Source organism: Caulobacter sp. GW821-FHT10E02 (genome assembly GCF_059415225.1).
Genome location: NZ_JBWKMV010000004.1, coordinates 120,732 through 139,546, shown reverse-complemented (window position 1 = coordinate 139,546; position 18,815 = coordinate 120,732). Strand labels below are relative to the sequence as shown.

At 68.2% G+C, this 18,815-nt stretch carries 18 protein-coding genes; 6 read left to right on the top strand and 12 right to left on the bottom strand.

Annotation, left to right across the window (positions count from 1 at the left end):
- Positions 1-9: 9 nt before the first annotated feature.
- The 4 genes from AC07NI_RS20475 to AC07NI_RS20460 are packed head-to-tail and all read right to left on the bottom strand — an operon-like array spanning position 10 to position 2,901.
- Complete coding sequence (locus AC07NI_RS20475) at positions 10-951, bottom strand: bifunctional riboflavin kinase/FAD synthetase (RefSeq protein ID WP_494622518.1); 942 nt, start codon at positions 949-951, stop codon at positions 10-12.
- Positions 951-1,373 carry a MaoC family dehydratase gene (locus tag AC07NI_RS20470; RefSeq protein ID WP_494622516.1) on the bottom strand — a complete coding sequence of 141 codons (423 nt, stop codon included), beginning with the start codon at positions 1,371-1,373 and terminating at the stop codon, positions 951-953. The genes AC07NI_RS20475 and AC07NI_RS20470 overlap by 1 nt, the downstream gene beginning before the upstream one ends.
- A 22-nt stretch (positions 1,374-1,395) precedes the next feature.
- The gene (locus AC07NI_RS20465) at positions 1,396-2,256 is read right to left on the bottom strand and encodes a TIGR01459 family HAD-type hydrolase (RefSeq protein WP_494623327.1); all 861 of its coding nucleotides are present in this window, start codon (positions 2,254-2,256) and stop codon (positions 1,396-1,398) included.
- 48 nt (positions 2,257-2,304) lie between these two features.
- A complete protein-coding gene (locus AC07NI_RS20460) occupies positions 2,305-2,901 on the bottom strand; it encodes an aspartyl/asparaginyl beta-hydroxylase domain-containing protein (protein WP_494622514.1) in 597 nt (198 codons plus the stop codon).
- Positions 2,902-2,951: 50 nt separating this feature from the next.
- On the opposite strand from AC07NI_RS20460, the gene AC07NI_RS20455 reads away from it, so the two are divergent.
- Both AC07NI_RS20455 and AC07NI_RS20450 read left to right on the top strand, forming a co-directional pair.
- Complete coding sequence (locus tag AC07NI_RS20455) at positions 2,952-3,674, top strand: sulfotransferase family protein (protein WP_494622512.1); 723 nt, start codon at positions 2,952-2,954, stop codon at positions 3,672-3,674.
- 31 nt (positions 3,675-3,705) lie between these two features.
- Positions 3,706-4,272 (top strand): NnrU family protein, encoded by a 567-nt coding sequence (locus tag AC07NI_RS20450; protein ID WP_494622510.1) that lies wholly within the window; start codon positions 3,706-3,708, stop codon positions 4,270-4,272.
- A gap of 133 nt (positions 4,273-4,405) precedes the next feature.
- Here the strand turns inward: AC07NI_RS20450 and AC07NI_RS20445 are convergent, their stop codons facing one another.
- From AC07NI_RS20445 to tipF, 3 genes are all read right to left on the bottom strand, one after another.
- Complete coding sequence (locus AC07NI_RS20445) at positions 4,406-5,092, bottom strand: 2OG-Fe(II) oxygenase (protein WP_494622508.1); 687 nt, start codon at positions 5,090-5,092, stop codon at positions 4,406-4,408.
- Entirely contained in the window at positions 5,089-5,814 is a 726-nt protein-coding gene (locus AC07NI_RS20440) for a methylated-DNA--[protein]-cysteine S-methyltransferase (protein ID WP_494622506.1), read from the bottom strand. The genes AC07NI_RS20445 and AC07NI_RS20440 overlap by 4 nt, the downstream gene beginning before the upstream one ends.
- A gap of 93 nt (positions 5,815-5,907) precedes the next feature.
- On the bottom strand, positions 5,908-7,182 hold the full coding sequence (tipF, locus tag AC07NI_RS20435; protein WP_494622504.1) for a flagella assembly cyclic-di-GMP phosphodiesterase TipF: 1,275 nt from the start codon (positions 7,180-7,182) through the stop codon (positions 5,908-5,910).
- A gap of 188 nt (positions 7,183-7,370) precedes the next feature.
- On the opposite strand from tipF, the gene AC07NI_RS20430 reads away from it, so the two are divergent.
- Positions 7,371-7,688 carry a FeoA family protein gene (locus tag AC07NI_RS20430; protein ID WP_494622502.1) on the top strand — a complete coding sequence of 106 codons (318 nt, stop codon included), beginning with the start codon at positions 7,371-7,373 and terminating at the stop codon, positions 7,686-7,688.
- Between the two features lie 4 nt (positions 7,689-7,692).
- Positions 7,693-9,603 carry a ferrous iron transport protein B gene (gene feoB, locus AC07NI_RS20425; protein ID WP_494622501.1) on the top strand — a complete coding sequence of 637 codons (1,911 nt, stop codon included), beginning with the start codon at positions 7,693-7,695 and terminating at the stop codon, positions 9,601-9,603.
- Between the two features lie 4 nt (positions 9,604-9,607).
- On the opposite strand, the gene AC07NI_RS20420 is transcribed toward feoB, so the two are convergent.
- From AC07NI_RS20420 to AC07NI_RS20410, 3 genes are all read right to left on the bottom strand, one after another.
- Positions 9,608-10,633 carry an AraC-like ligand-binding domain-containing protein gene (locus AC07NI_RS20420; protein ID WP_494622499.1) on the bottom strand — a complete coding sequence of 342 codons (1,026 nt, stop codon included), beginning with the start codon at positions 10,631-10,633 and terminating at the stop codon, positions 9,608-9,610.
- Between the two features lie 229 nt (positions 10,634-10,862).
- Positions 10,863-11,741, bottom strand: coding sequence for a 3-hydroxybutyryl-CoA dehydrogenase (locus AC07NI_RS20415; protein WP_494622497.1), 879 nt, complete (start codon positions 11,739-11,741; stop codon positions 10,863-10,865).
- A gap of 160 nt (positions 11,742-11,901) precedes the next feature.
- Positions 11,902-12,942, bottom strand: a complete 1,041-nt coding sequence (locus tag AC07NI_RS20410; protein ID WP_494622495.1) for a lysine-2,3-aminomutase-like protein — start codon at positions 12,940-12,942, stop codon at positions 11,902-11,904.
- 97 nt (positions 12,943-13,039) lie between these two features.
- Between AC07NI_RS20410 and AC07NI_RS20405 the strand changes: the two genes are divergently transcribed.
- On the top strand, positions 13,040-14,431 hold the full coding sequence (locus AC07NI_RS20405; RefSeq protein ID WP_494622493.1) for a hypothetical protein: 1,392 nt from the start codon (positions 13,040-13,042) through the stop codon (positions 14,429-14,431).
- Here the strand turns inward: AC07NI_RS20405 and epmA are convergent.
- Positions 14,428-15,477 (bottom strand): EF-P lysine aminoacylase EpmA, encoded by a 1,050-nt coding sequence (gene epmA, locus AC07NI_RS20400; RefSeq protein ID WP_494622492.1) that lies wholly within the window; start codon positions 15,475-15,477, stop codon positions 14,428-14,430. The genes AC07NI_RS20405 and epmA overlap by 4 nt on opposite strands.
- Positions 15,478-15,597: 120 nt before the next feature.
- On the opposite strand from epmA, the gene efp reads away from it, so the two are divergent.
- Positions 15,598-16,164, top strand: a complete 567-nt coding sequence (gene efp / locus AC07NI_RS20395) for an elongation factor P (RefSeq protein ID WP_494622490.1) — start codon at positions 15,598-15,600, stop codon at positions 16,162-16,164.
- A gap of 169 nt (positions 16,165-16,333) precedes the next feature.
- On the opposite strand, the gene AC07NI_RS20390 is transcribed toward efp, so the two are convergent.
- A complete protein-coding gene (locus AC07NI_RS20390) occupies positions 16,334-18,802 on the bottom strand; it encodes a TonB-dependent receptor (protein WP_494622488.1) in 2,469 nt (822 codons plus the stop codon).
- Between the last annotated feature and the right edge of the window lie 13 nt (positions 18,803-18,815).

Below are 18,815 nucleotides of genomic sequence, written 5' to 3'. Positions count from 1 at the left end.
CGCTTGCCGCTAGAACCCCGGCGCGACAATCGCCCGCGCTTCCTGCTCGTCGCGGCGGATCTGCTCGATCATCAGCTCCAGGCTGTCGAACTTCAGTTCCGGGCGCAGGAAGGCGATCAGGTCGGTCTCGATGATCTGGCCGTAGAGGTCCTCGTCGAAGTCGAACAGCCAGGTCTCCAGCCGCGTCTCGACGATGCCGGTGGTGGGGTTGTTGCCCAGATTGGCCACGCCAGGCACCTCGCGGCCGTCGGGCAGGCGCGTGCGGGTGGCGTAGACGCCGAGTTTCGGCACCACATAGTCCTCGACCTCGACATTGGCGGTCGGGAAGCCAAGCTGGCGGCCCAACTGCTGGCCCCGGCGGACCACGCCCTCGATGGCGAAGGGGCGACCCAGGATGCGGGCGGCCTGGTCGGGCTGGCCGGCGCGCAGGGCGTCGCGGACGCCGGTCGAGGAGAACTTGTCGCCGTCGCGGCTGGCGACCGGCTCGGCGATCGAGACGGTGAAGCCGTATTCTTCGCCATAGGTCCGCAGCAGGTCGGCGCTGCCCGTGCGGCCCCGGCCGAACGAGATGTCGAAGCCGGCGGCGACGTGCTTCACGCCGAGGCCCTCGACCAGCACCTTTTCGACGAACTCGCGGTCGCCGAAGCTGGCCATCTCGAAGTCGAACGGCAGCAGATACAGCAGGTCGACGCCCAGCCCGGCCAGGGCGCGGGCCTGCTGGGCGTGGGTCATCAGCTTGAAGGCCGGCTCGGTTGGCCGGAACAGGCGGCGCGGGTGCGGGTCGAAGGTGATGACGCCAAGCGGCGCCTTCAGCTCCAGCGCGGCCTTGGCCGCCTGGGCGATCACCTGCTGGTGGCCGCGATGGACGCCATCGAAATTGCCCAGCGCCACGGCGGCGCCGCGCTCGTCGGCGGGGAGGTCCTTCCAGGCGTTGACGGTCTTGAGCGACATCAGGCGGCCTTGCGCGGAACCATGACCACGGCCTCGCCGTCGACCACCGCCTTGCCGTTGACCTTGCAGACGGTGGCGAGGGTGACCTGGGCCTTGGCTTCGTTGATCTCGGAGATGGTGACCACGGCGGTGACCTCGTCGCCGATCTTGACCGGGCGTTTGAACTTCAGCGCCTGCGACAGGTAGATCGCGCCGGGGCCAGGCAGGGTCGTGCCCAGCACGGCCGAGATGTAGCCGGCCGACAGCATGCCGTGGGCGATGCGCTGGCCGAAGCTGGTCGTGGCCGCGTAGTCGGCGTCCAGGTGCACCGGATTGGTGTCGCCGGTCACTTGAGCGAACGCGACGATGTCGGCCTCGCCGACCGTGCGGACCAGCTCGGCCGACTGGCCGACGCTGAGCTCTTCCAGAAACTTGCCCCGCATGACGCTCCCCTTGTTCTTCTTGTTACCAGACCAGATCGCCGATGGCGTGGGTCGCGCCCACGGCCTCGGCGTCGAGCAGGGCCTGGACGGCGTCCGGGATCAGCTGGCCGTCCGGACCGACGGCGGTCTCGCCATGGATGCCCTTGGCGATGAATAGGCAGGCCAGCTTCTGGTCGTGGGCGCCCTTCACGTCGGTGATGACGCCGTCGCCGATGCACAGCACGCGATCGCGATCGACGGGACGGCCCAGCAGCTGCGCGGCCTCGGCCACGGCCAGGTCGTAGATCGCCGCATAGGGCTTGCCGGCCATCACCACCTTGCCGCCCAGGCTCTCATAGAGATCGGCCAGGGCGCCGGCGCAGAAGATCAGGCGATCGCCGCGCTGCACGACGCGGTCGGGATTGGCGCAGATGAAGAGCAGACCCCGGTCGGCGGCGACCTTCAGGCGGTCGCGATAGTCCTCGGGGACCTCGTTCTCGTCGTCATAGAGGCCCGAGCTCAGGATGAAGTCGGCGTCCTCGGGGTTCGCCAGGGTCAGGTCGAAGCCGGCCCACAGCGGACCGTCGCGCTCGGGACCGATCTTCCAGACCTTGGTCCCGGTGTGCGGCGTCAGCAGCGCTCGCGTCGCGTCGCCCGAGGTCACGAACCCCTGCCACGCCGAGCGCGGCACGCCCAGGCTGTCGAGCTGGGCCACCACGTCATACGAGGGACGCGGCGAGTTGGAGATCAGCACCACCGGACCCTTGGTCTCGCCCCAGGTCGTCAGGGCCTGGCAGGCTTCCGGGAAGCTGCGGACCCCGTTGTGGATCACGCCCCAGACGTCGCACAGCACCACGTCGTAGCGGTCGGAAAGGGCGGAAAGGCCGGCGGGGAAGTCCATCATGGATTGGGCGGTAAAGCTCGCAAGGAGGGGCGTCAACTGCGACGCCATCTAGGCATCCACGCCGTCCGCCGCCAGGGCCAGGGTCATCTGCTTGTCCAGCCAGTCGTTCATGCGGGCGTCGATGACCAGGTGAACGCGGTCGGTCTGGCCGCGATTGGCGACGGTGTGGGGATCGGAAAGCCGCAGGTACCAGGTCTCGCCCAGGGCCAGCGGCACGGCGACGCCATTGACCTTGAACTCGACGTCCGGGTTGCTGGTGACGGGGATATGGATCCGCGCCTTGCCGTCCTCGGCGGCCAGGTCGTGGTCGCTGTGCTCCTTGATCACCGAGCCGGGCGTCAGCTTCATCAGCCGCACGCTGGTCAGCGGGCACTGGAACGCGGCCAGGACCGCTTGGAAATAGGGGCAGGCCTCCAGGAGCGGCGTGTCGACATAGTCGGTGCGGATCGGGTCGGAATAGATCATCCGGATCGGATGGGTCTCGCCGGCCAGGCCGCGCAGCGCGACGGCGCTCCAGTCGCCGTCATAGTTCTGGCGGACGAAATGCGAGGTCCAGGTCGTGTCGGTTTCCACCCGCGCGAGGTCCGCGCGCAGCCGGTCCGGATCGAAGGCGAAGGGCAACCGCAAGCGGTCTGGAAAGCGCATGGGTTCAGCTTATGCTGGTCTCTCTCCATGTCACAAGCGACGGACACCGCATGACGCGCGCGCCGCAAGGCCTGATCTTCCACATGTCGCGGTGCGGCTCGACCCTGCTGGTGCGGATGCTGGCGGCGGACCCGGCCAATACGGCGATCAACGAGGATCCGGGCGTCGACCAAGCGGCGCTGAGCGGTGATCCGGCGGCGCTGCGGGCCGCCGCCGCTGCTTTGGCCGGTGACGGGCCGCTGTATCTGAAGCTGGATTGCTGGGCGGCGCGCGAGTTGCCGCTGTACCGGGCGGCGTTTCCGGATACGCCGTGGATCTTCGTCTATCGCGATCCGGTCGAGGTCATGGTCTCCCACGCCCGCCGGCCGGGCAGCCAGATGGTCGGTGACCTGGTCGCTCCGGCCCGTCTGGGACTGGCAGAAATCGGTAACCCGCTGGACCCGGCCTACCACGCCGCCGTGCTGACCGGAGTCTGCGAGGGCGCGCTGGCGCATTGGGACCTCGGCGGCGGCCTGGCTGTCGACTATCGCGACCTGCCCGACGCGCTGTTCGATCGCATCCTGCCGCACTTCGGCGTCAGCCCCGACGACGCGACGGTCGCGCGGATGCGGGAGGCCACGCGTCGCAACGCCAAATATCCCGAACAGACCTTCGCGCAGGATGCGGACGACAAGCGCCGTGAAGCCGGGCCGGCCATCCTCGCGGCCTGCGAAGGGCGGTTGGCCCAGGCTCACACCCGTCTGCGTCAGCTTTCGGAAATCGGCGTTCCGTGACTATCCTCCCCGCCAGACAGGGGAGGGGCCGATGACGATACTGATCCTGGGGCTGGTGCTGTTCCTGGGCATCCACTCGGTGCGAATCCTGGCCGCGCCGTTCCGCGCCGCCCAGATCGCCGCCAATCCGGGGCGCTGGAAGGGGCTCTATTCGCTGGTCTCGGCGGTGGGGCTGGGGCTGATCATCTGGGGCTGGATCCAGTTCCGGCCGCTGGCCCCGCAGCTCTACGACCCGCCGCCCTGGGGGCGTCACGCGACGATGGGCCTGGTGTGGATCGCCTTCGTGCTGATGGCGGGCTCGAACGGGCCGGTCGGGCGGATCAAGGCGACCGTGCGCCATCCGATGCTGCTGGGGACGATCGCCTGGTCGGCGGGACATCTGCTGGCCAATGGGGATCAGGCGTCGGCGTTGCTGTTCGGGAGCTTCCTGGTGTGGGCGATCGTGGACCTGGCTTCGGCGCTGGGACGTGGGGAGCCGGCGCCGGTGGTGACCAAGCCGATCGCGGACGTGATCGCGGTGGTCGCGGGGACGGTGCTGTATCTGGTGTTCCTGCTGTTCCTGCACCGGGTGCTGTTTGGCGTTTCGCCGTTGGGGTGAGGCGCTGAGCGCCCCCTCCGTCACGGCGCGTATCCGCGCCGCGCCACCTCCCCCGCTTCGCAGGGGAGGATAAAGCTCCGTGAAACGGGGGAGGTGGATCGCTGCGGATACGCAGCGAGACGGAGGGGGCGCTCTACGTCGCGTCGTGAAAGATCACGCCCAGGGTCCTTCGACGGCCTGACCTGATCTCACTCACCCCGTGCCGTAGCACTCGCCGGTGCACACCCCGCGTCCCCTCCGCCGGCCGCTCGCGCACCGCGAAGATCACGCCTTCGCCCTGCTTCAGCGGCACAACCTGCGGCGCGCTCTGCTGCCGGGGCCGCTGCTCGACGATCACGAACTCGCCGCCGTCGAAGTCGCGGCCGGGCTCGTCCAGCAGGAACGCCGCCTGGAGCGGGAAGACGTGCTCGCCGTAGAGGTCCTGGTGCAGGCAGTTGTAGTCGCCCGGCCCATAGGTCAGCAGCAGTGGCGTCGGCCGGACCTGCCCGGCCTCACGACACCGCGCCAGCATGTCGTCCAGCGCTTCCGGGAAGCGGCGGTCCTCGCCCAGCCGCTCGGCCCAGGCGTTGGCGATGGTCGACAGCGGGCCGTAGAGACCCTGCCGGAGTCGCTGGACGACGTCCGGCAGGGGATAGCTGAAGTACTTGTACTCGCCGCGCCCGAAGCCGTGGCGGGCCATGACCACCCGGCTGCGAAAGCCGGCGTCCTGCGGGTACAGGTCGGCGATGGCCGCGCAGGTCTCGGGCTTCAGGATCGGGCCGGTCAGGGCCCAGCCGCGCGCGTCGAGTTCGGCGGTGATGCGGGTCCAGTCGAGAGTCACGCCGCCTCGCGGGCCAGCAGGGCCGCCTTGCGCTCGACGCCCCAGCGGTAGCCGGACAGGCCGCCGTCGGCGCGGACCACGCGGTGGCAGGGCGTGATCACCGCCAGCGGATTGGCCCCGCAGGCCTGGGCCACGGCGCGTGAAGCGGTGGGCCGGCCGATGGCCTTGGCGATGTCGGCATAGGAGGCGGTCTGGCCGGCCGGGATCTCGCGCAGGGCGGCCCAGACGGCCTTCTGCAGGTCGGTGCCCTGGGCGTCGATCGGCAGGTTTGCCGCGTGGTCCGGGTGATTGACGAGATTGGCCACCGCCTTCAGGTCCGCCGCCAGGCCTTCGTCATCCGGCACGATGCGGGCGTGCTTGAAGCGCTTCTCCAGGTCCGCCCTCAGGGCCTCGACGTCGTCGCCCAGGGTGACCAGGCGCAGACCGGCGTCGGAGCGGGCGACCAAAGCGAGGCCCAGGCTGGTCGGGGTGACGCCCCAGCGCAGGGTCTCGCGGTTGAGGTCGGGCTTGCAGCGCAGGCAGGCGCGCAGGCCGGCGGCGCGGGCCTGTTCGCGGGTGTCGTAGAAGGCGACGTTCTTGCGCAGCGGGCGGCCGCCGCAGCTGGCGACGCAATAGACGCCGGTGGTGCGCACGCCGATATAGAAGGCGCCTTCGGTGGCGCGGTCCTTGGCGCGCATGGCGTCCCAGCGCGCGTCGTCGGTGAGATAGGTCGGAGCAGTCATCGGTAGGTCTCCTTTCGTGGGGAGACCATGCGTCAGACCGCGCGCCGGATCATTCCGATGCTTGCGGCCGGGCGCCCAAACCTGTCAGCAGTCTTACCAGCCGACCGCGCGACGGCGCAGGGCCCCGCGCATGAAGTCCTGCGGCGGTTCGGCCTCGGCCAGGACGGCGTCACGGATGGCGCGCGGCTCGCCGAACAGGTGACCCTGGCCATAGCCGATATCCAGGTCGAGGATGTCGACGATCTGCTTCTCGGCCTCGACCTTCTCGACGATGACCTCGATGCCGTAGCGGCGGGTCAGGGCGGCGAAGTCGCTGGCGTTCAGGTCGGGCAGCGAGGCGATGACCAGCTTGCCGTCCTGCTCTTCCAGCTGGTCCAGCATCATCTGGGCGCCGACCTTGATGTAGCGCACGTCGGCGCGGGCCAGGTCCTGGAAGTCCAGGTCCAGGTCGTTGACCTTGTCGAGGCTGAAGCTGAAGCCCAGGCTGGCCAGGCGGGCCATGTGGCGGGCCTCGACCGCGCCACGGCGCTCGAACGCGGCCTGGCCCAGCTCGAAGATCACCGAACCGGCCAGGTCCTTGTTGCCCTGCATGAACTCGAGGAACTGCGGGAAGAAGCTCTCGTCGCCCAGGCTGGCCAGCGAGATGTTGCAGAAGATCCCGACCTTGCGGTCCTGCTTGCCCAGGCGGCGGACGATCTGCACGCAGCGGAACAGCAACAGGTTGTCGATGGCCGTCATCAGGCCTTCCGGCTCGGCCACGGCCAGGTACTCGGCCGGCATCATCACGCGGCCGGTCTCGTCGCGCAGGCGCGAGAAGCTTTCGTAGAAGACGGTCCGGCGCTGGGGCAGGCTGACGATCGGCTGCAGGTAGAGGTCGACGCGGTTCTCGGCGAGAGCGTCCTGCACGACCTGCAGCATGTGGCTGGCCTGCGGGGCGCGCTCGCGGCCCAGGCTGTGGCTACGGGCCGAGGCGGCGGCGACCTGGTGGCTGAGCTGCTGCTCCATCCGGTCGCTCATCTGGGAGATCATGTCTTCCAGCTGGTGGACCTCGGTCGACAGTTCCTCGGTGCGGCGCTGGGCGTCGGCGGCGACCGACTCCACCAGGTCAGACACCCGGGCGTCGACCTTCTCGATCTGGTCCAGGAGGATGGCGTGGGCTTCGCGTACGGTGTCGATGTCGCCGCGCAGGGCGGCGGCCAGGAAGGTCTGGCCCAGCAGGCCGTGGAAGGCGAAGGCCAGTCCCAAGGTGCCGATGAAGGCCGAGACGCCGACAGCCGGGGTCGCGCCCATCCTCCAGAGGAAGAGGGAGACGATCAGAGCCAGACAAAGATAAGCCCCCGTCAGGAGCCCCAGCATCAGCCTACGCATCATTCGCCCATACGAATCGTAAGTCGTAATCAGACCGACCGGCGGTCGAAGAGTCGAATCTATTAACGACCCTGCGCCATTCGGTCCCAACAGCCCTTAAGCAGTCATCATAACCCAAACTACGCGGATCGTTGAATCGACATCGGTGTCTTCGACTGATAATCGTTCGCAATCTAATCGGAGCCATTATGTCCGAAGCGTACGCGTTGTCCTCCCCATTCAACCCAGCCGAGACTCCCGGCGTGCGTCCCCTGGCCACGGCCGGGCGGGGCGATCGCGGCGTGATCGTCAAGGTCACCGGCGTGTCCGGCGCGGACGAGTCCGTGGCCGCCGAGGAACTGGAGCGACGCCTGCTGGAGATGGGCTTCGTGGAGGGCGCGGCCATCGAGGTCCTGCACGAGGGCCTGTTCGGCCGCGATCCGATCGCCGTGCGTGTCGATGACACCCGCGTCGCCCTGCGTCGGCGCGAAGCCGCCGCCGTCACCGTGAAATTCGACGGACATTAAGACCTTGGCCCTAGATACCGCCGTCGCTCCGTCCGACACGACCAAGCCCGTTACCGACACGGCCCGGATCGCCCTCGTGGGCAATCCCAACTCCGGCAAGACCGCGCTGTTCAACGCCCTGACCGGCAGCCGCCAGAAGGTGGCCAACTACGCCGGCGTCACGGTCGAGCGGAAGGAAGGCGTGCTGACCACGCCGTCCGGCCGCCAGATGCGCGTGCTGGACCTGCCCGGCACCTATTCCTTGCGCGCCCGTAGCCCCGACGAGGTCGTCACCCGCGACGCCGTGATCGGCAAGCTGGAGGGCGAGATCGCGCCCGAGGCGCTGATCTGCGTGGCCGACGCCACCAACCTGCGGCTCGTCCTGCGCCTGGTGCTGGAACTGAAGCAGGTGGGCCGCCCGTTCGTGCTGGCCCTTAACATGTTCGACATCGCCCAGCGCCAGGGCCTGCGCATCGACCTGGAGCGCCTCTCCCAGGAGATCGGCGCGCCGATCGTCACCACGGTGGCGACCCGCAAGCGCGGCCTGCCCGAGCTGCTGGACAAGGTCGAGGCGCTGGTCGCGGCCCGCAAGGTCGAGGCCGAGAACGTCTGGCACGAGCCGACGGCGGGCGAGATCCGCGCCGCCCACGCCGAGGCCCAGCGCATCTTCAAGGCGTGCGTGAAGCCGCCCGAGCGTCCGGACACCATCACCGGCAAGATCGACGGCGTGTTGCTGCACCCGGTCGCCGGCCTGCTGATCCTGGTCGCCCTGATGTTCATCATGTTCCAGGCGGTGTTCACCTGGGCCGCCCCGATCATGGACGGCATCGACGCGGCGTTCGCGGCCATCGCCGGCTGGACCAACGCCAACTTGCCGGCCGGCCTGCTGACCAGCTTCGTCGCCGACGGCCTGATCGCCGGCGTCGGCAGCGTGCTGGTGTTCCTGCCGCAGATCCTGATCCTGTTCTTCTTCATCCTGGTGCTGGAAGACAGCGGCTACATGACCCGCGCGGCCTTCCTGCTGGATAAGCTGATGGGGGTGGCGGGCCTGCACGGGCGGGCGTTCATCCCGCTGCTCAGCAGCTTCGCCTGCGCCATCCCGGGGATCATGGCCACGCGGGTGATCGACAACAAGCAGGACCGGCTGACCACGATCCTGATCGCGCCGCTGATGACCTGCTCGGCGCGGATCCCGGTCTACACCCTGATCATCGGCGCCTTCATCCCGCGCGCCAAGGTGTGGGGCGGGCTGTCGCTGCAGGGCCTGGTGATGTTCGGCCTGTTCGCCGCCGGCATTGTCAGCGCCCTAGTGGTGTCGACGGTCATCCGCCGCATCTTCTGGCGGGGCACGGTCGAGCCCTTCATGATGGAGCTGCCGACCTATCGCTGGCCCGAGCCGCGCAACGTCCTGATGAACCTCTGGACCCGCGCCCGCATCTTCCTGAACCGCGCCGGCCGCATCATCCTGCCGCTGATGGTGCTGGTGTGGGTGCTGTCGACCTTCCCCTATCCGCCGGAAGGCGCGACGGGCCCGGCCATCGACTACAGCTTCGCCGGCCGCATCGGCCAGTTCATCGCCCCGATCATGCACCCCATCGGCTTCAACTGGCAGATGACGGTCGCCCTGATCCCGGGCTTCGCCGCGCGTGAAGTCGCCGTGGCCGCCCTGGGCACGGTCTACGCTGTCGGCGGCGAGGGCGACGCGGCGGCAACGACCCTGGGCTCGCTGCTGGCCCACCAGTGGTCGCTGGCCAGCGCCCTGTCGTTCCTGGCCTGGTACATCTTCGCCCCGCAGTGCGCGGCGACGCTGGGCGTGGTCAAGCGCGAGACCAACGGCTGGACCTGGCCGGCCGTGATGTTCGTCTACATGACCTCGCTGGCCTACATCGCCTCGTTCGCGACCTACCACATCGCCGTGGCGATGGGCGCGGGCTAGGCGCTCAGAGCCCCTTCACCCAGGCGAAGACGTCGTCGGGGCGTTCCTGGGCCGACAGGCCTTCCTGGCGCGCGGCCTCGCCGACCTTGCGCAGGCGGCCCGGCGTGACGCCGAACCGCGCCCGGAAGGCGCGGCTGAAATGGGCGTCCGAGCGGAAGCCGTGGTTGTATCCGACCTCGGCCAGGGTCAGCTGCTCGGCGCCGTCCTGCAGGATGACGTCGAAAGCCCGGTCCAGCCGGCGCTGCTGGATGAAGGCGCTGACCCCGCCCGCCGGCTCGAAAACCTTGTAGAGCTGGCTGCGCGAGACGGCGAGGTGGCGGCGCACCGTTTCCGGGGAGAGGTCCGGATCGTCCAGGCGCTGGTTCACGAACTGCTGGCCCGAGATCAGCAGCACCTTCTCCAGCGGCCGCAGATCGGCGCCCATGGGATCGCCGCAGGCCAGGATGAGGCCGCTCAGGAGCGCGGCCGTGGCCTTGGCGACGAGCGGCGCCTCGGCCGGGCTGATCTCCTCGACCGACGCCCAGAGCGTGCGCAGATGCGAGCCGAATATCCGTCCCGTCGGACTGGTCTCCGACATCACGCGGCCATGGAAGTCGAGCCCGGCGGTCTGCGGGTCCAGCAGGTTGCGCGGAACGATCATGTAGAGGGTGCAGTAGTCGGTCCGGCTGGTCAGGTCGGAGGGCCGCGCCATGTCCACGATCCTGATGTCGCCCATGTCGCTGGCGGCCTCGCGGCCATCGTAGTCGGCGCGCCAGTCGGCCTTCTCGAGGTCCAGCACCGCCATGACGGTGTCGGTGGGGTCGGCCATGATGTGGGTCAGCTTCCGCTCGAAGCGCTGGGGCACGCCGACGCATCGCATGATGACCACATGGCCCAGCTGGTAGCCTTCCAGCCGATTGTGGAACGCCGTCTCGGGCGACAGCAGCGTCACCTCGAAGAGATGCGCGCAGGCCTTGCGGTACTGTTCGACGGCGTCGGGCTGCTCGCGGGCGTCCAGCACCCATAGATCCCGATTCAGACGCTCACTCACGCGGAAGCCTCGACCAACGGCCGAGACTCATCCCGGCGAAAACCCCAGAGCAATAGAATGTGGATCGTCGGTCAATGACAGAGCCGCGACGCCGCGCGAGAACAAGGGGCATGTCGCGCGCCGGTGGGGTATTGGCGCGCCTTGTCCTGGCCTCCGTGCGGAATCAGGGAGGCTGTGGGGGCGGATCGTCGGCGCGTATCCTGATCGCGCCGACGATACGTCTGGACCCTTAGCGGGTGGGAACCGGCACTTCGCCGCGATAGTCGTAGAAGCCGCGGCCGGTCTTCTTGCCCAGCCAGCCGGCCTCGACATACTTCACCAGCAGCGGGCAGGGGCGGTACTTGCTGTCGGCCAGGCCTTCGTAGAGCACGTTCATGATGCTCAGCACGGTGTCCAGACCGATGAAGTCGCCCAGCTCCAGCGGGCCCATCGGATGGTTGGCGCCCAGCTTCATCGCCGTGTCGATGGCGTCGACGGTGCCGACCCCTTCGTACAGGGTGTAGATCGCCTCGTTGATCATCGGCACCAGCACGCGGTTGACGATGAAGGCGGGGAAGTCCTCGGCGTTGCTGGTGATCTTGCCCAGCGACTGGGCGAAGGACACGGCGCGCTCGTAGGTCGGGACGTCCGTGGCGATGCCGCGGATGATCTCCACCAGTTTCATCAGCGGCACCGGGTTCATGAAGTGCAGGCCGATGAAGCGCTCGGGACGGTCGGTGACCGAGGCCAGGCGCGTGATCGAGATGGACGAGGTGTTCGAGGCCAGGATGGTGTCGGCGCCCAGGTGCGGCTGCAGGCTGCGGAAGATCGACTTCTTGATCTCCTCGTTCTCGGTCGCCGCCTCGATGGCCAGGTCCGTGGCGCCGATGGCCTCCAGGCTCTCGGCCGGCGAGATGCGGGCCAGGGCCGTCTTCATGGCCTCGTCGTCGATGATGCCGCGGCCGACCTGGCGCGCCATGTTCTTCTCGATCAGGGCCAGGCCCGCGTCGATCCGCTCGCGCGAGACGTCGTGAAGGCGCACGTCATAGCCGCCCAGGGCGACGACATGCGCGATGCCCGACCCCATCTGGCCGGCGCCGATGATGCCGACCGTCTTGATTTCACTCATAAAAGCCAAGCCTTCGCTTGATGTCGCGCCAGGCTTACGCGCCCGGGCCTTTGGATATGCCGACTTTTCTAGCACGAGAAACCCCGCGCTCGCCAAGGCTTTGCTGCGATGCAGCGCGAGCGGCGCCGCAAAGCCTTGCAGCGGTTGGGCTTACGGCGCGTCAGTTCTGGGGCGGATAGGGGTGAGCGGTCCCATTCGGGTCTTCGACCGACCCGTCGTCGACATAGGTCGGGCCGACCGGAACCTTGCCGTGGCCGCCGGGGATGTCGAGCACATAGGTCGGCTGGGCCAGGCCCGAGACCGTCCCGCGCAGGGCTTTCATGATCGCCTGGCCCTCGGCCAGGGTCGTGCGCAGGTGGGCCGTGCCCGGGGCGTGGTCGCCGTGGTGCAGGTAGTAGGGCCGGATCCGCAGCTCGACGAAGGTCCGCATCAGCTCGCCCAGCACCTGCGCGTCGTCATTGACGCCGCGCAGCAGTACGGTCTGGCTCAGCATCGGGATGCCCGCATCGATGATCCGGGCGCAGGCGGCGCGGGCCGCCGGGGTCAGCTCGCGGGCGTGGTTGGCGTGCAGGGCGACATAGACGGTCTTGGTCGTGCGCTTGAGGGCGGCGACGAGGTCGTCGGTCACGGCCGCCGGATCGACGGCCGGCACGCGGGTGTGGAAGCGGACGATCCGGACGTGCGGGATGGCTTCCAGCCGGTCCATCAGGTCGGCCAGACGGCGGGGCGACAGCACGAACGGGTCGCCGCCGGTGACGATGACCTCCCAGATCTCCGGGCGGCCGGCGATATAGGCGAAGGCGGCGTCCAACTGGGCGGGCGACAGGTTCGACAGGCCCTCGGGCCCGACCATCTCGCGGCGGAAGCAGAACCGGCAATAGACCGCGCAAGTGTGGGTCGGCTTCAGCAGCACCCGGTCGGGGTAGCGATGCACGATTCCATCCACAGGGCTGTGGATATCGTCGCCGATCGGATCGCCGCTCTCACCGGGGCTGGCGACCAGCTCCTCGGAGGAAGGGATGAACTGCCGGGCGATCGGATCATTGGCGTTGGCCGGATCGATCAGCTCGGCCATCGCCGGCGTGATCGCCACCGCATAGCGCGCCGCCACCGCCTCCAGCGCCGGCAGGCGCTCGGGCGGGACCAGCCCGGCCTCGGTCAGCGACCGGGCGTCTCGGAGGGTCTTGGTGACGGGAGCCATGAGGCGCGGGGATATGCGGGATTTCCGGGGCGGAGGCAAATTACGGGTCTGTTCAACTCTGGCCCTTAACCCTGTTTCGGAAGGGGAGAGGACCATCGTGACCCAGGAGCGCAACATCGTCCCGCTGGCCGCGGCGCTGCTGATGGCGGTGGTCATGCTGTTCGCGCCACAGGTGCTGAACGACGGCGACACCTACTGGCACATGGCCACGGGCGAGTGGATCCTGGCCCACGGCCGGGTCCCCGACCACGACGTCTTCTCCTACACGCAAGCCGGCCGCCCCTGGGTGGCGCACGAGTGGCTGTCCGAGGCGCTGATGGCGCTGGCGGCGCGCGCCGCGGGCTGGACCGGGGTGACGGCGCTGTTCTCGGTAGCCGTCGGCGGTGCGACCTGGCTGCTGGTCCGGCGGCTAGCTCTGAGCCTGGGCGGTCTGACCCTGATCACGACGACCGTGCTGGCTCTGGCCTGCATGAGCGGCAGCCTGCTGGTGCGGCCGCACCTCTTCATGCTGCCGATGCTGCTGATCTGGACGATCGAGATGCTGGCGGCCCGCGATGAGGACCGCGCGCCGCGCCTGTGGTTCGCGCCGCTGATGATCCTGTGGGCCAACCTGCACGGCAGCTGGGTGTTCGGCTTCGTGGTCGCCGGAGCGTTCGGGCTGGAAGCCCTGGCCGCGCCGGGCGCCGACCGCCTGAAGGTGCTGCGTGGCTGGGGCCTGTTCGGGTTGGCGAGCCTGGCCTGCGCCGCGATCACCCCGCATGGGCCGGCGGCGCTGCTGTTCCCGTTCCAGGTGACCAGCATGGCGGTGCTGCCGCACATCACCGAGTGGCGGGCCGAGGATTTCTCACACGTCTCGACCTTCGCCATGGTGCTGCTGGCGACCCTGTTCGTCTGCCTGGGCCGGGGCGTGAAGGTCCCGACCTTCCGGCTGTTGCTGCTGCTCGCCTTGCTGCTGATGGGCCTGCAGCACGTCCGCCACCAGCTGGTGCTGGCCGCCATCGCGCCGCTGCTGCTGGCCGGGCCCTTGGCCGAAGCGCTGGGGCATGAGTCCGCGAAACCCAAGCTCTCCCGCGCCCTGTTGGCCGGCTTCGGCGTCGCCTGCGTCCTGCTGCTGGGCGTACGTCTGGCCTTGCCGCTGCAGCGCGTCGACGGCCTCAACAGCCCGGTGACCGCGATCGACAGTGTGCCCGCCGACCTCAAGGCGAAGCCGGTCCTGAACGGCTACAGCCTGGGCGGCTACCTCATCTACAAGGGCGTGAAGCCCTTCATCGACGGCCGCGCCGACATGTACGGCGACGCCTTCAGCGCCCGCTACTTCACGGCCGTCGAGCCCGACCCCGTCGCTCTGCGCAAGCTCTTGGCAGACTACCACGTCGCCTGGACGATCTTCACGCCGGACGACCCGGTGGTGACCCTGCTGGACAAGGACCCGGCCTGGCGACGGATCCACGCGGACCCGTACGCGGTGGTCCATCAGCGGGTGAACTAGCTCTCAGCCACCGGCGTCCAGACCACGTCCTCGATCCGGCGGGCGCCGGTGGCCAGCAGGACCAGACGGTCGAAGCCCAGGGCCGAGCCGGAGGCTTCCGGCATGTGCTCCAAAGCCGCCAGGAAGTCCTCGTCGATCGGATAGCGCTCGCCGTAGATGCGGGCCTTCTCGTCCATCTCGATCATGAACCGGCGGCGCTGTTCGGCCGGGTCGGTCAGTTCGCCGAAGGCGTTGGCCAGCTCGACGCCGCAGGCATAGAGCTCGAACCGTTCGGCCACGCGCGGATCGGCGTCCTTCGGGCGGGCCAGGGCCGCTTCCGAGATCGGGTATTCGCACAGCACCGTGGCCCGGCCTTCGCCCAGGCGGGGCTCGACCTTCTCGACGATGATGCGGCTGAAGACGTCGGCCCAGCCGTCGTCGTCGGCCACCCGGATACCGGCCGCGCGGGCGGCGGCGGCCAGGGCGTCGCGGTCGGTCGAGCCATCCGGAGCGACGCTGGCCAGCAGATCGACACCGGCGTGGCGCTGGAAGGCCTCGGCCACCGACAGCCGCTCGGGCTCGGCGAAGGGGTCACAAGCCATGCCCCGGAAATCGAAGCGCTTGGTCCCCGCCGTCTCGGCCGCCAGGGCCAGCAGGGTCGCGCAGTCGTCCATCAAGGTCTGGTACGGCGCGCCGGCCCGGTACCACTCCAGCATCGTGAATTCCGGATGGTGCAGCGGCCCGCGCTCGCGGTTGCGCCACACCTTGCCCAGGCTGAAGATCTTCTCCTCGCCCGCCGCCAGCAGCTTCTTGCAGGCGAACTCCGGCGAGGTGTGCAGGTAGAGCGGACTGGCCTCACCCGAGATCGTCAGGGCCTCCGTCGCGTAGGCATGCAGGTGCGCCTCGTTGCCCGGCGAGACCTGCAAGGCGGCCGCCTCGACCTCCTCGAAGCCCTCGGCCTCGAACCAGGCGCGGAAGGCCTTGGTGATGCGGTTGCGGGCCAGCAGGAACGGGCGGCGGTCGGCGTGGACGTCGCGGCGCCACCAAGTCGTCGAAGGTGAGGGCAAGGGCTAACAACCGAAGAGACTGGAGATTTCGGCCCGATCGCTATACGAGGGCGCTCACGGATCAATAGCACGATAGCGCCCGCGGCCTCGCGCGCGCTTTCATCCAAGGAACGTAACTACGTGAAGGTCGCAGCCAGCTCGCTCCGCAAAGGCGCCGTCGTCGACATGGACGGCAAGCTCTATGTCGTCCTGACGGTCGACAACATCCACCCGGGCAAGGGCACGCCGGTGACCCAGCTGAACATGCGCCGCATCTCGGACGGCGTGAAGGTTTCGGAACGCTACCGCACGACCGAGCAGGTCGAGCGCGCCTTCGTCGACCAGCGCAACCACACCTTCCTGTACCAGGACGGCGACGGCTTCCACTTCATGAACCCGGAAAGCTTCGACCAGCTCGTCGCGACCGAAGAAGTGATCGGCGACGCCGCGCCCTACCTGCAAGAGAACATGACGGTGCAGCTGTCGACGCACAACGACGTGCCGATCGCCATCGAACTGCCGCGCACCGTGATCCTCGAGATCGTCGAGACCGAACCGTCGGTGAAGGGCCAGACCGCCTCGTCGTCGTACAAGCCGGCCATCCTCAGCAACGGCGTCCGCACCACCGTGCCGCCGTACATCTCGGTCGGCACCCGCGTGATCATCCTGACGGAAGACAACAGCTATCAGGAACGCGCCAAGGACTAAGGTTCTTCGGCAGCTCCGAAACGACGAAGGCCCGGTGGTTTCCCACCGGGCCTTTTTCTTGGTCCGCCCTCGTCCTTCGACAGGCTCAGGATGAGGACTACTGTTAGGGCCGCTCAGTCGGAAACCTCACCCTGAGCTTGTCGAAGGGCGAGGTTTCCGGTGCTCGGCTTTAGAAATCAGCCGACAGTGTCAGGTAGCCCATGCGCGGCGGTTGCGGGAAGGCGCCGTAGCCGCCCGAGTTGCCGGTCACGGTGGCCGTCGAGACGCCCTTCTTGTCGAACAGGTTCGTCACGTTGCCCGTCAGGCGCAGGCCCTTCACGAAGCCCTTGTCCGTCATGTCGAAGGTGTAGCCGGCCTGCAGGTCGACCAGCATCATCGACTTGACCGACATGTCGTTCAGGTAGGTGACGTAGCGCTTGCCGACATAGTCGCCGCTGATCTGGGCGTCGAAGGCGCCGTAGTTGAAGCGGGCGATCGTCTTGTTCAGCCACTTGGGCATCAGCGGCACGTACTTGCCGCCGGTGGCGACCGTGACCGGCGTCGAGACGCCGCCGACGATGGTCGTGCCCGACTGGTAGTCCTGATCGTACTTGGACTCGTTGTACGACAGGGCGTTGTAGAGCTGGAAGTGCGAGCCGAACTTCAGGGTGCCGGCGACGTCGATACCCTTGGTCGTCACGCCGCCGACGTTGGCCAGGATGGCGGGCGCCGGGTTGATGAAGTTGAACGGCGCGATGTTCAGCAGGCGGTTGCTGAACTTCACATTGTAGGCGTTGATCTGGCCATCGACGCCCGTGATCGGACCCCAGGCCACGTCGCGACGCGTGCGCAGACCGGCTTCATACGTCCACGAGGTTTCCGGCTTCACTGTCGTCTTGAAGAGATCGAAGGCGGCCTGGGTGCCCAGGCTCCAGGCCGAGAAGCCGTAGAAGCCGCTGCCGGCGCCGTACGGGATGAACTGGCGCATGTTCTGCTGGACGTTGACGAAGACCTGGTCGTTCTCGCTGACATCCCAAAGCAGGCCGGCCTGCGGCAGGAACCACTTGTTCGAGGTGATGCTGCCGGTCGGATAGTGGACCGGCACGGCCGTCGTCGGCAGGTTCACCTGGTTGATCGGGAACTTGCCGGTGGCGTCCTGCAGGCTCGACTTGAAGCCGGCTTGCAGCAGCAGCTGCGGGGTGATCCGCCACTGGTCCTGCAGGTGCAGCTGGATGTCGTTGGTGAAGAACTCGGCGGCGTACTGCACCAGGGCCTTCTTGCCGCGCGGCACGTCGTACGGCGTCAGGTCGTTGTTTTCGGCCGTGAAGGGGTACCAGGCGCGCTGCTGGGTCGGTTCGTTGTGTTCGAACCAGACGCCGCCCTTGATCTGGTGATCGCCCAGGGTCCACTCGACCGTCGAAATCGCGCCCGGACGGTTGATGTGGTACTCGGTGGTGCGCACTTCGTTGCCGCTGCCGCCGAACAGGTTGACCAGGTTCTGCAGGCTGCCGGTGCTGGTCGGCGAGCCGCCGACGATCAGGTTCGGATAGTAGGCGGCGAACAGCGCGGGCAGGCCGGCGTTGTTGACCGGGCCGGCGACGATGCCGCGGCCGAAATTGTAGTGGAAATAGACCTGGTTGCTCCAGGTGAAGCCCTCGACCGGGGTCCAGTCGTACTTCACGTACGACAGGATGTCCTCGCGCTGGGCGGCGCTGAAGCAGTTCGAGAAGTTGTTGCCCTGGGCCGGATTGGGCGTGCCCGGGCCGCCCGTCAGGGTGCTCGTGCAGGCCGCCAGGTTCGGATACAGGAACGGGCGGCTATAGGGCGTGAAGCCGGCCGCCGCGGCGGTCTGCTGGTTGCCGAAGGCGGTGGCGTCTTCGTTCGGCTCAACCTTCATCTGCCAGTCGGCGTAGAAGGTGAACTTGCCGTGCTCGCCTTCCTTGACGATCTTCAGGTTCACCTGGTGGCCGCGCTGGTGGCCTTCGAAGTCCCAGGCCTTGGCGTCCTGGCGCAGGTACGAGATGTAGCTGCGGAAGCCGTTGCCCAGATCGCCGCTGTCGAGACGCACGAAGGTGCGGCTGGCGTCGTGGCTGCCCACGGTCTGGCGGATGTTGAGGCCGCGCTCGGCCGACGGGTCGCGGCTGAAGGTTTCGATGGCGCCGCCCAGGTTGCTGGTCGAGGCCACGCCCAGCGAGCCGGCGCCCGACGACAGGGTCACGCGGCTGACGTTTTCACTGGTGACGGCGCGCGAGACCGACAGGCCGTTGTAGTTGCCGTACTGCTGGTCGCCCAACGGCACGCCGTCCATGGTGAAGCCCAGTTGCTGGGTCGAGAAGCCGTGGACGAACAGCGACAGGTTCTGCTCGTTGTTGCCCCACGGATCGGCGGTCCGATAGACGACGCCGGGCAGGAACTGGATGGCCTTCAGCGGGCTGGCGCCGGGCAGGACGCGCTGGATCTGCTGGGCTTCCATGGCCACGGCCGAGCGCGTCTCGCGCTGGCTGGTGATGATGACCTGCTCGACGCTGGTCGATTCGGTTTCGGCCGGAGCCGGCGCGGCGGCCGTCTCGGCGGCGTGCGCGCTAGTGGCCAGCAGGGCCAGCATGGCCGCCCCGCACCAGAGTCCGGTCTGGCGCTTAGAAGTCTTGGTATTCTGCATTGTCCCCTATCCC